This window comes from Erysipelatoclostridium sp. An173 (genome assembly GCF_963931465.1).
Classification (GTDB): domain Bacteria; phylum Bacillota_I; class Bacilli_A; order Erysipelotrichales; family Coprobacillaceae; genus Thomasclavelia; species Thomasclavelia merdavium.
In genome coordinates this window covers 1,179,903-1,192,482 of the sequence record NZ_OZ007017.1, presented here as the reverse complement: position 1 = coordinate 1,192,482, position 12,580 = coordinate 1,179,903, and the positions used below count along the sequence as shown (strand labels likewise).

General features: G+C 29.3%; 9 protein-coding genes. 3 read left to right on the top strand and 6 right to left on the bottom strand.

The annotated features are described in order from the left end of the window. The first annotated feature begins 9 nt into the window (after window positions 1-9). The 3 genes from ABGT36_RS06120 (at window position 10) to ABGT36_RS06110 (ending at window position 3,800) form a co-directional block, all read left to right on the top strand. Complete coding sequence (locus tag ABGT36_RS06120; RefSeq protein ID WP_296882719.1) at window positions 10-903, top strand: LysR family transcriptional regulator; 894 nt, start codon at window positions 10-12, stop codon at window positions 901-903. Window positions 904-973: 70 nt separating this feature from the next. Beyond that, window positions 974-2,767: a flavin reductase gene (locus tag ABGT36_RS06115; protein ID WP_087300286.1), complete on the top strand. Its 1,794-nt coding sequence runs from the start codon at window positions 974-976 to the stop codon at window positions 2,765-2,767. A gap of 133 nt (window positions 2,768-2,900) precedes the next feature. Continuing rightward, the gene (locus tag ABGT36_RS06110; RefSeq protein WP_346677223.1) at window positions 2,901-3,800 is read left to right on the top strand and encodes a restriction endonuclease; all 900 of its coding nucleotides are present in this window, start codon (window positions 2,901-2,903) and stop codon (window positions 3,798-3,800) included. A gap of 657 nt (window positions 3,801-4,457) precedes the next feature. Here ABGT36_RS06110 and ABGT36_RS06105 read toward each other — a convergent pair. From ABGT36_RS06105 to ABGT36_RS06080, 6 genes are all read right to left on the bottom strand, one after another. Then, a complete protein-coding gene (locus ABGT36_RS06105; protein WP_346677221.1) occupies window positions 4,458-5,525 on the bottom strand; it encodes a molybdopterin-binding protein in 1,068 nt (355 codons plus the stop codon). Window positions 5,526-5,628: 103 nt separating this feature from the next. Beyond that, entirely contained in the window at window positions 5,629-6,468 is an 840-nt protein-coding gene (locus ABGT36_RS06100; protein WP_346677219.1) for an undecaprenyl phosphate translocase family protein, read from the bottom strand. A gap of 78 nt (window positions 6,469-6,546) precedes the next feature. Next, window positions 6,547-7,884, bottom strand: a complete 1,338-nt coding sequence (locus tag ABGT36_RS06095) for a replication-associated recombination protein A (protein ID WP_346677217.1) — start codon at window positions 7,882-7,884, stop codon at window positions 6,547-6,549. Window positions 7,885-7,948: 64 nt separating this feature from the next. Beyond that, window positions 7,949-9,793, bottom strand: a complete 1,845-nt coding sequence (locus ABGT36_RS06090) for an ABC transporter ATP-binding protein (protein WP_346677215.1) — start codon at window positions 9,791-9,793, stop codon at window positions 7,949-7,951. Beyond that, window positions 9,786-12,014, bottom strand: a complete 2,229-nt coding sequence (locus ABGT36_RS06085; protein WP_346677213.1) for an ABC transporter ATP-binding protein — start codon at window positions 12,012-12,014, stop codon at window positions 9,786-9,788. The genes ABGT36_RS06090 and ABGT36_RS06085 overlap by 8 nt, the downstream gene beginning before the upstream one ends. Continuing rightward, window positions 12,014-12,466, bottom strand: coding sequence for a MarR family winged helix-turn-helix transcriptional regulator (locus tag ABGT36_RS06080; RefSeq protein WP_087373160.1), 453 nt, complete (start codon window positions 12,464-12,466; stop codon window positions 12,014-12,016). The genes ABGT36_RS06085 and ABGT36_RS06080 overlap by 1 nt, the downstream gene beginning before the upstream one ends. Window positions 12,467-12,580 lie beyond the last annotated feature (114 nt).

Below are 12,580 nucleotides of genomic sequence, written 5' to 3'. Positions count from 1 at the left end.
AGAACTAAAATGTATATCAAATTAGAACAGTATAAAATTTTTAACGAAGCTGCTACTACCCTATCATTTTCCATTGCCGCTAGAAATCTATTCATTTCACAATCTGCTGTCTCGCAAACTATCAGCAGTATCGAAAAAGAATTACAAACCCAATTATTTATCAGGCATTCTAAAGGAGTCAGTTTAACTAAAGAAGGTAAGCTGCTTCATCAACAGATTGATAAAGCACTAGCAATTATTACTGGCGTTGAAAATCAGATATCTAATTTTCATGAGTTAAAAGATGGTCAATTAACAATCGGTGCTGGAGATACTTTTAGTGAATATTTCTTAACTGATTATATTGTAAAATTTAAACAGCTATATCCCGGAGTTAAAATTAAAGTTATAAATCGGACTAGTTTAGAAACACGGGAATTATTAAAAACAGACCAAATCGATCTAGGCTTTTTAAATCTACCAATCAAAGATGATGCATTGATCATTAAAGAGTGTTTCCAAGTTCAAGATATCTTTGTTTCCAATAAAAAAGATCCACATATATATACATTTGAAGAACTTGCAAAAAAATCACTAATTCTTTTTGAAAAATCATCAAATACTAGAAACCGGATTGATAATTTCTTTGCGAAAAAAGGAATTTTATTAAATCCTTCTATTGAATTGGGTGCCCATAATTTATTATTAGATTTTGCTAAAGCTGGCTTAGGAATTTCTTGTGTTATAAAAGAATTTTCTCAAGAATATTTAAATCAAAATATTCTTCATGAAGTTAAAACAATTTCCAGCTTACCAAGACGATCAATTGGTTATGCATATTTAAAAAGAAGGACTCAATCAGTTGCGACCAATAAGTTCATTGAACTTATTGCAAATGATAATCAAAACAATATTAATTACTAATATTATTTATTTGATTTAAATATACTAATATACTATAATTTTATTGACGGAAAAAGAAAGGAAGTTGAATATGGAAATTACAAAGGATATTCGTTATGTAGGTGTTAATGACCATCAGGTCGATTTATTTGAGGGACAATATGTAGTTCCTAATGGAATGGCTTATAATTCGTATGTTATTATGGATGAAAAAATTGCAGTTATGGATACTGTAGATATTCATTTTACTCATGAATGGTTAGATAATTTAGCTGATGTTTTAGGTGATAGAAAACCTGATTATTTAATCGTACAACATATGGAACCAGACCATTCTGCAAATATTCAAAATTTCATCAAAACGTATCCAGAAACAACTATTGTTGCTAACGCTAAAACTTTTACAATGATGGATCAATTTTTTGATTTAGATCCTAATGTAAAGAAATTACAAGTAAAAAATGGTGAATCTTTAACTTTAGGTTCACATACTTTAACATTTGTTTTTGCACCAATGGTTCATTGGCCAGAAGTTATGGTAACTTATGATAATAAAGATAAAGTTTTATTTTCAGCTGACGGTTTTGGAAAATTTGGTGCTAATGATGTTGAAGAAGATTGGGCTTGCGAAGCTAGACGTTATTATATCGGAATTGTTGGTAAATACGGTGCTCAAGTTCAAGCTTTATTAAAGAAAGCTGCTGGTTTAGATATCGAAATCATCTGTCCTTTACATGGACCAGTATTAAAAGAAAACTTAGGATACTATATTAATTTATATGATATCTGGTCTTCTTACAGTGTTGAAAGTGAAGGAATTGTTATTGCTTATACATCAGTTTATGGAAATACCAAAAAAGCTGTTGAGTTATTAGCTAATAAATTAACTGAAAGAGGATGCCCAAAAGTATCAGTATTTGATTTAGCTCGTTGTGATATGGCAGAAGCTGTAGAAGATGCTTTCCGTTATGGAAAGTTAGTTTTAGCAACTACAACATATAATGCTGATGTTTTCCCATTCATGAAAGAATTCATCAATCACTTAACTGAAAGAAATTACCAAAAACGTACTATAGCTTTAATTGAAAATGGAACATGGTCTCCACTAGCTGCTAAAGTAATGAAAGAAATGCTTTCTGGATGTAAAAATTTAACATTTACTGACACAACAGTAACTATCAAATCAGCAGTAAAAAGCGACACTATTGAAGCACTAGATAATTTAGCTGATGAATTATGTCGTGATTATATTGCTCAATCTGATGACAAAGCTAACAAACATGATATGTCAGCATTGTTTAAAATCGGTTATGGTTTATATGTAGTAACAAGTAATGACGGTAAAAAAGATAATGGTTTAATTGTTAATACAGTAACTCAAGTTAGTGACTCACCTAATCGAATTGCAGTAAATATAAATAAACAAAACTATTCACATCACGTAATTAAGCAAACAGGTAAGTTGAATGTTAACTGTCTTTCTGTTGAAGCACCATTCAGTATTTTTGAACGTTTTGGTTTCCAAAGCGGAAGAACAGCAGATAAATTTGCTGATTTCAAACCATTACATTCAGATAACGGTCTAGCATTCTTACCACGTTACATTAATGCATTTATTTCATTAGAAGTAGAAAATTATGTTGATTTAGGTTCTCATGGTATGTTTATTTGTAAAGTAACTGAAGCTAGAGTAATGTCAGATAAAGAAACAATGACATATACATATTATCAAGATCATGTAAAACCAAAACCTAATACAGAAGGTAAAAAAGGATGGGTATGTAAAATCTGTGGTTATATCTACGAAGGTGATACACTACCAGATGATTATATTTGCCCACTTTGTAAACATGGTGTTGCTGATTTTGAACCAATTGAAAATTAAGTATTCATAGTACCTACTAGAATCCAATTCTAGTAGGTTTTCTTATTTTATAAATAATTTGTGATAATTTTATAACAACTCTTCTTATTTTTAAGATATAATAATAGTAAACTATATTATAAGGAGACTTACTATGATACCTAAATATAACGAAATGTACAATGAAGTTCTAAAGGTTTTAAATAATCATGATGAAATGCGCTTAAAAGATATTGTTAGCGAAGTATCTGATGTATTAAATTTATCAATTGAAGATAGAAATTTAATGTTAGATAATAACAAATCAACAATTATATACTACCGCTTAGGATGGACTAAAACATATTTAGTCAAAGCAGGTTTATTAGAAACAATAAAAAGAGGAGTTTTCAAAATCACTCCTGAAGGTAAGTCAGTTTTACAATCCGGAATAAAAATAACTGATGAATACCTAATGAAATATGATAATTTTGTTGAATTTTTTCAACGGTATAAAGAAATGTCTGAGCGAAATTCTAATAAAGAGAATATCACCCCACTTGAAAATATTGACATGTCACTAAAAATGATATCATCTCGTTTAAGTGACGAATTATTAGAACTAATTTTGTCTAAAGAACCAATTTTCTTTGAAAAACTTGTCTTAGATTTATTAGAAAAAATGGGATATGCTTTTGATACCGAATCAATAATACGCACTAGATATGGTAACGATGAAGGAATTGATGGAATTGTAAAGGAAGATAAGTTTGGATTTAGAAATATTTATGTCCAAGCTAAACGTTGGAATAATAGTGTTGGAAGACCAGAAATACAAAAGTTTTTAGGAGCTGTCGCTGGTCAAGGTGGTACTAAAGGATTGTTTATAACTACTTCTACATTTACTAACGAAGCTTTAGAGTATGCAAAAAAACAACTTCAAGTTAAACTTGTTTTAGTTGATGGAAAAATGTTAACCAATCTAATGATCCAATACAATTTAGGAGTAAGTGTTGTTAAAACATATGAAATAAAACAAATAGATGTTGATTATTTTAATAATGATCTTGTCTAATTATCTACTATTATTTTAAAATTCCAACTTAATACTATTAAATTATAAAAAACCTATGATCTATAGTTATACAACTAATTATCATAGGTTTCATTTACTTTAAACTAAGATTTAATTATTTTTCCCAAATCTAAACCTGCAATTTGTTATTAATTTACATTTCATATAATAATTAAATTTATAACATCTTTCTCTATGTCGTTTTCATCAAAAACTATAACATTTACATTTCATCAAATGATCAGATTAATAACTTTTAGCTGACGTTCCGGACATTTATTATTTATATTATTTACATTTCATCAAATGATTAGATTAACAACAGTTAGAAAAAAATTAGGCGTGATAACTATAAATTAATTTACATTTCATCCAATGATTAGATTAATAACCCGTTTTTCCTAACAGCTTTAATGAAGTTTAATAAGAATTTACAAATAAATATATTTATTCTATCATCATTTAGCAATAGCCATAATAGTATTTGTATTATTTCATAATAAGCACAGTCGAACTCCGGCTTTATTTACATAATAGACATCGACAAATAGTTTTTGATATATTAATATCTTAACATATAAATATTATTAAAGAAAAATTTTGTAAATAATATAGTAAAATTATTTAATAAATATCTTTAAACAATCTAAAAATATATTAATTTAATTTTTGTGTTAATAAACGATAAACACGTTCAATTATTTTAGATTCTAATTTATTATAAGACAATGTCGGATCATTTAATAATGGTACTTTAAAGTAATCAACTTGATCATGATATTCTAATTTGATTTTAATAATAGTTCCTAATTTATGTTTTTCAGTGTCAATATAAATATTCATCAAATCATTTCTAGCACCATGACCCAAACTAAATCCATCACGTAATTTAAAATCATCACAATCATAATATATAAAATATGCGGGCATGATCTTTTCCAACGCTTCTTTTAAATTCTTTTCTTTAATAATGAAATTACCAAGTGCTTGCTCTATTTCTGCTTTGATTGGTTCCATCTTTTTATCAGCATTCTCTTGATTACTAGCCTTACATCCCAAACGAATTCTTACCGTTTCTTCTGAAGCATATAATGCGATACTTACATCACTTTGATGATCTATTAAATCTGCTAGTATTTCATCAACTTTGCTTTCACCAATTCCCATAGTTAAAATATCTACAGTATAAATAATATCTTGTTTATATTTGCTTAAATAATTTTTTAAAACATGATCAACAACAAACTTCATCTCTTTTGGTGGTCCTGGCAAATTAATAATCATTTTTTCATCTTTAGACATGACACAACCATTAGCAGTTCCAACTTCGTTTTCTAAGACAAAGCAATTTTCAGGAAAATAAGCTTGTTTAAAATTATTGTCTGGTACATCATCATTTCCATTAACAAAGCGACACTTTTCATAAACTTTGTTTGCTTCATCTTCCAAATATATTAACTCTAACCCTAAATATTCAGCTGACAATTCCTTAGTTAAGTCATCTTGAGTTGGTCCTAATCCACCTGTTGTGATTACACAATCAGCACCTCTTTTAAAAGCAATATCTAAGCATTCTTTAAAACGATCATGATTATCACCAACTGTAGTTTGAAAATATACATTAAAACCAAGCTCCTTACACATTTTTTGAATATAAGTAGCATTTGTATTAACAATTTCTCCTAATAAAAGTTCTGTTCCGACATTAATTATTTCTACGTTCATTTGCTAACCTCCTGGAATAACAATTATATTATAATTCTTTTTATATATTTTTCCACCATTAATCATTATAAAACAAAAGATTGCTACGAGTAGCAATCTTTCATTATTGAATTTTTGATAAACCAAATACAATTATACCACCAAAAAGTGCTGCTAATAATGATGTTAAAATCAAATTAAAATCATAACTAACATCAAAAGGAATCAATACCAATGAAGAAGCAATAATTAAACCTAAAATTAAACTTAAGAATCCTGCTTTATGTGTTCTAGTAAAATATTGACATAATTTAGCACTAACAACAATTCCAAAAGCAATTCCAATTGCCATAAAACCTAACGGCATAATTACATCAAGACTAAAACTTGTTACATGAGCTAAATATGATTTAAATAAATAGTATTCACCTAAAATCAATAACACCATACTACCACTAACACCAGGCATAATCATTGTTGCTCCTGATATCGCTCCAATGATTACCATTTTAATAAAAAGTCCAGAACTAAGTGGTGGAAAGTCTGGATTAACAACTGTATTTCCTTCACCAGGATTTAAAAATTCTAATCCAAAAATTATTGCTAGACCGCAAATAAAAGGAACAATAGCCAGTTTTTCATCTTTCATTTCTCCTTTTACAAATAATGGGATACTAAAAGCAATTAAACCAATAAACCAATAAATTGTTTGGGTAGGATAGTATTCGAATAATATTTCTAATATTTTTGCAAAACCAACAATCCCGATTGCTGCTCCAACTAATACTTGAAATATAAAGATAATATCATCCTTACGATTAGGATTTACTCGTTTAAAAATTCCACTTATCGCTTCCATCATTCGATTAAAGATTCCTAATATTACCATCATTGTTCCCCCACTGACACCAGGGATGACATTGGCAATACCAATAGCAATACCACCAATAATATTTTTTATCATTTTAACCTTCCCTTCTCGATACCTGCTTAATTATAATAAAATAATGGCTTTATCACAAGTTATTTTTAAGAAATTAAACTATCCATCTTTAAAATGTTTTTTTAAATAAGCAATCTGTTCCAATCTTTTTATTACTTTAGCTTCAGTTCCCTGATTGGTTGGATAATAGTAGCGATGAGTTTTTATATTATCTGGCAAACATTGCATATCAGTAATTTTATTACTATAATCATGAGCATACTGATAGCCTTTTCCATAATTTAATTCTTTCATTAATTTAGTTGGGGCATTACGAATATGCAATGGTACTGGATCAGCAATTGTTTTTAAAGCATCTCGTTTAGCTTTTTCATAAGCAACATATAAAGCATTTGATTTTGGTGCTAAAGCCAAATAAGTAACACAATGTGCCAAATTCACATTACATTCTGGCATACCAATATAATGACATGCCTGATAAGTAGCAACAGCAATTTCTAAAGCACGACTATCAGCCATTCCAATATCTTCTGAAGCAAAACGGATTAATCTACGAGCAACATATAAAGGATCCTCTCCTGCTTCAATCATTCTTGACATCCAATAAATTGAAGCATCTACATCACTATTACGCATTGATTTATGTAATGCGCTTATTATATTGTAGTGTTCTTCTCCTTTTTTATCATATAATAATGATTTTTGATTAATGCATTGTTCAATAATTTCTTTATTTATAAATGTTTGATTATCTTCAAATGTTCCATTAAAAACTGCCATCTCTAATGTATTTAAAGCTACTCTAGCATCACCATTGGCAAAACCAGCAATCATATATAATAGATCATCATCAATATTTACATTCAATGATTTTAATCCTTTAGGACTAATCAATGCATATTTTAGTAACTTCATAATATCATCAACATTTAATGATTTTAAAACAAATACTTTACATCTAGATAGTAACGCTGAATTAACTTCGAACGAAGGATTTTCAGTCGTTGCCCCAATTAGAATAATACTACCTCTTTCTACATAAGGTAAAAAAGCATCCTGTTGAGCTTTATTGAAACGATGAATTTCATCAACAAAAACAATTGTTTTTTGTCCAGTATCTTGCAATTCCTGGGCCTCTTTCATTACTTTTCTAATATCTTTAATACCACTTGTTACAGCACTAAAATTAATAAACTTTGCCTTGGTTTGATTGGCAATAATCCTTGCCAATGTTGTTTTCCCAACTCCTGGTGGCCCCCAGAAAATCATTGAGGGAACAATATCACTATTTATTAATTGATATAATACTTTTCCTTTACCAATTAAATGTTGTTGACCAACATATTCTTCTAGGGTTTCTGGCCGTAATCGATTGGCTAAAGGTTCTTTTGACATATCTTCAAATAACGATTTTTGTTTCACATTTTTCACTTCCATTCAACAATATTATAACTAATATAATTATCAATGGCAAAAAAAGAAACAGCTTAATAGCCGTTTCTTATTGTGATACTCCTTCAAATTGAGAACGATATAATGAAGCATAGAAGCCGTTTTTAGCAATTAAATCATCGTGATTTCCAAGTTCAACGATATCGCCATCTTTCATAACAATAATAGTATCAGCATCTCTGATTGTTGATAAACGATGGGCAATAACGAAGCTTGTTCTTCCTTCCATTAATTTTTCCATTCCTTTTTGAATCAAGACTTCTGTTCTAGTATCAACTGAAGATGTTGCTTCATCAAGAATTAAAATTTTCGGATTTTTTAAAAATGCTCTAGCAATTGTTAAAAGCTGTTTTTGTCCTTGAGAAATATTAGACGATTCTTCATCAATAATTGTTTCATAACCATTTTCCAATGTCTGAACAAAATGATCAACATAAGCTATCTTACATGCTTCTTGAATTTCTTCATCGCTAGCATCTAATTTACCATAAACTAAATTTTCTTTAATTGTTCCATTAAATAACCATGTATCTTGCAATACCATACCAAATAAAGAACGTAAATCATGGCGGCTAAAATCACGAATATCTTTACCATCAATCATTATGCTACCTTTATTTAATTCATAGAATCGCATTAATAATTTTACAATTGTTGTTTTACCAGCACCAGTAGGTCCAACAATCGCAACAGTTTGTCCAGAATGAACATGTAAACTAAAATTATGAATAATTGTTTGATCTTTTAAATAACCAAAGTTTACATCAGCAAAAGTTACTGAACCTTCAATATTACTAACCTCTTCACTAGTAATTTTAGGTGTTTCTTGAGCTAATTCTTCTTCATCTAAGAATTCAAAAACACGTTCAGCAGCTGCTGCTGTACTTTGTAACATATTCATTGTTTGAGCCAATTGACTAATTGGTTGATTAAATTGTCTTACATATTGGATAAATGCTTGAATATCACCAATAGTAATTGTATTGCCACTAGCTAACATTCCACCTAGTAAACATACTGCAACATAACCAACATTTCCGACAAATCCCGTAATTGGTTGCATTAAACCTGAGAAAAATTGTGATTTCCAGGCACTTTCATATAAAACATCATTATATTCATTAAACTGTTTTACTGATGCTTCTTCACCATTAAACGCTTTAACGACATTATGTCCACCATACATTTCTTCAATATGACCATTAACATCACCTAAAGCAGCTTGCTGTCTAGCAAAATATTTTTGTGAATGTTTCATTACAAAACCAATCAAAATTACTGATACTGGTAAAACACATACTGCAATTAATGTCATAATTGGCGAAATAGTTAACATCATTATAAAAATACCAACAACTGTAACTGATGAAGTAATTACTTGTGACATACTTTGGTTTAATGATTGAGCAATTGTATCAATATCATTAGTAACCCTACTTAAAATATCACCACTTGTATGTCGATCAAAATAACTTAATGGCATACGATCCATCTTCTTTGATATAGATGTTCTTAAATCAAAAGCAACACGTTGTGATACTGTTGAAGTTATAAATCCTTGGATATAACTAAATAAAGCACTTACCAAATACAAACATACTAATATAAAGATGATATGTCCAATGTATTCAAAATCAATACCGCCAGTACCAGCAACTTTAGCTAAAACACCTTCACTTAACTTATCAGTAGCTTTAGCTAATATTTTAGGACCAACAATAGAAAATACGGTTGAAGCTGCTGCAAATAAAATTACAACAACTAATTTAAAATAATATGGTCTTAGATATTTAAATAACTTTGTTAAAGTACCCTTAAAATCTTTAGCTTTTTCATTATTACCACGCATACCTCCGTGTCCGAATTTAGGGCCATTTCTTTTTTGATTACCCATGTCCTAATTCCTCCTTTGATAATTGTGAATAAGCAATTTCTTGATATACTTCACATGTATTCATCAACTCTTCGTGAGTTCCTTTCCCAACAATTTTTCCTTCATCTAAAACAATGATTTGTTGAGCATTCATAATTGAAGCAATTCGTTGTCCAACAATTAAGACAGTATTTTTAGTCTTTTTGATCATTTCATTTAATTCCTGTCTTAATTTTGCATCAGTTTTAAAATCTAAGGCTGAAAAACTATCATCAAAAATAAAGATTTCTGGGTTTTTAGCAATCGCTCTTGCAATCGCTAAACGTTGTTTTTGACCACCTGAAACGTTAGTTCCACCTTGAGAGATTTCACTATCAACACCATCTTCTTTTTGATCGATAAATTCTTTAGCTTGAGCAACTCTAATTGCTTCTTCTAATTGCTCATCACTAATATCAGGAGCACCATATTTTAAATTAGATTTGATTGTTCCTGAAAATAATAATCCTTTTTGTGGTACTAAACCAATTTTTTCTCTTAAATCATGTTGTTTAACATCACGGATGTCAACACCATCAACTTTAATACTTCCTTCAGTCACTTCATAGAAACGAGGAATTAGATTAATTAAAGTACTTTTTCCAGAACCAGTTGAACCAATAAAGGCAGTTGTTTCCCCTAGCTTGGCTGTAAAACTAATATTTTCTAATACCGCTTCATTAGCTCCGGGATATCTAAAAGAAACATTATTAAACTCTACTAATCCTTTTTTAGTTTCATCAAAAGATTTTGGATTTTCTGGATCTAAAATTCTTGGTTCCATTGATAAAACTTCGTAAATACGATCTGCAGCTACACTAGCACGTGGTAACATGATTGCAATCATTGCAATCATTAAAAATGACATAATTATTTGCATTGCATATTGCATAAATGCCATCATTTGTCCAATTGCAATATTACCTAAATCTACTTGTTTAGCACCATAGTATACGATTAATAGTGTAACAACATTAAAAATAAACATCATAATTGGCATTAAAGCCGACATCGTTCTATTAACAAATAAATTAACTCGTGTTAAATCACGGTTAGCTTTTTCAAATCTTTTTTCACTGTGTTCTTCATTACCAAACGCTCTAATTACTAACATTCCTGATAAGTTTTCACGCATTGTTAGATTTAAGCGGTCAATTAAAGATTGCACAATTTTGAATTTTGGCATTACGATTGCAAAAGCAACCCCAATAATACCAAAAATAACAATTAAAACTAGTCCAATAATCCATGTCATTGATGGAGTATTACTAAATGCTTTAATCAATGCTCCAATACCCATCATAGGCGCAAAACAAACTATTCTAATGAACATTACTACTACCATTTGAACTTGAGTAATATCATTAGTCGTTCTTGTAATTAATGATGCAGTTGAAAATTTATTAAATTCCTCATTAGAGAAACTTTCTACCTTTTTAAAGACTTCACTTCTTAAAATTCTTGATACCCCTGCACCAACTTTACTAGCTAAAAAACCACATGCAACAGCACAGATAGTACCTGCTAAGGCTACTCCTAGCATCTTAACACCAGTTTGTAAAATATATTCATTTTGAACTGTAGCACTATCACAGCCAAGTTTTTCATATTCTGCTTTAACACCATTTCCAGCTGCAATCTTTAAAGTAGATTCACCCATTGTTTCCATTTGGGTATCAATTTGACTAAACATCTGCTCTTTAGTAGCTTCATCCATCATTGCAATAGCATCATATGGTGTCATTCCTGCAGGCAATGAACCAAACTGTTTTTGATATTCTTCACTGTTTACCTCCATACTATCAATTGAAGTTACCATCAACATTGGTTTTACCATAATATCTTCTAAGTCTTCAAACTCATCTGAGTTTAAATCTTTTAATTCATAGATGCCTTGTTTTTGAGCTTGTGGGAATTTTTCTTTAGTATCCTCATCTAAATCGGCACTTTCAACAAAATGATAAGCATCCTCAAATTCCTTTTGATCATCTTCATCCATCATTACATATAAATGATTATAAGTTTCAATACTTAAAACATCACTTACAGCACTATCAAATCCACCAGCCTGGATCCCTACTGAAACAATATCAGACATATAATCTGGCAATGCTAATTCTGATTGTGACTGTAAAAATAATAATCCAACACAAAGTAAAATTGGAGCCCAAAACTTTTTAAAATAATGTTTTAATTTTAGCATTATTGTTCTCCTTTACATCTTTCAATATTTTTTTTCATGATGTCAATAACATCATTAATAACCATTATTTGTTCTTTAGAAACGCCATCAAAAATACTCATAGCTTTTTTCTGCATTACTTTTGTTGCTGCTTGAAAAAAGATTTCTCCATTTTCAGTAATATTTATAATATAGTTTCGTTTATCTTTTTTATCTTGAGTTTTACTTACATAACCCATCTTTTCAAGTCTTTGTAAACGCACTGATAACGTTGCTTTAGTAATATTTAATTTTTTCGCTAAAACTTTTTGTGTTATGTTTTGATGACTTTTTAAAATCAATAATAATCTTGTTTGTTCAGGTGACATTCCAAATTCTTCAGTTTCTTTCATTAAAGTATAATGCATAGTTTTATTTAAACTTTTAAACTTTACTATTATTGCTTGAATATCATCAAAACTCAAATCAGTCATAACTCTCCTCCTTTCTCCTACACCACTAACAATTAGTTAGTATACTAATGATTATAGTTAGTACACTAACTAATGTCAATATTAATTATTTACCATATTTTTACATAAATATTA

Excerpts from the sequence above, each read along its gene's own strand:
- ABGT36_RS06090 (WP_346677215.1), bottom strand. The coding sequence starts at position 9,793 with ATGGGTAATCAAAAAAGAAATGGCCCTAAATTCGGACACGGAGGTATG.
- ABGT36_RS06115 (WP_087300286.1), top strand. The coding sequence starts at position 974 with ATGGAAATTACAAAGGATATTCGTTATGTAGGTGTTAATGACCATCAG.
- ABGT36_RS06095 (WP_346677217.1), bottom strand. The coding sequence starts at position 7,884 with ATGGAAGTGAAAAATGTGAAACAAAAATCGTTATTTGAAGATATGTCA.
- ABGT36_RS06080 (WP_087373160.1), bottom strand. The coding sequence starts at position 12,466 with ATGACTGATTTGAGTTTTGATGATATTCAAGCAATAATAGTAAAGTTT.
- ABGT36_RS06100 (WP_346677219.1), bottom strand. The coding sequence starts at position 6,468 with ATGATAAAAAATATTATTGGTGGTATTGCTATTGGTATTGCCAATGTC.
- ABGT36_RS06110 (WP_346677223.1), top strand. The coding sequence starts at position 2,901 with ATGATACCTAAATATAACGAAATGTACAATGAAGTTCTAAAGGTTTTA.
- ABGT36_RS06085 (WP_346677213.1), bottom strand. The coding sequence starts at position 12,014 with ATGCTAAAATTAAAACATTATTTTAAAAAGTTTTGGGCTCCAATTTTA.
- ABGT36_RS06105 (WP_346677221.1), bottom strand. The coding sequence starts at position 5,525 with ATGAACGTAGAAATAATTAATGTCGGAACAGAACTTTTATTAGGAGAA.
- ABGT36_RS06120 (WP_296882719.1), top strand. The coding sequence starts at position 10 with ATGTATATCAAATTAGAACAGTATAAAATTTTTAACGAAGCTGCTACT.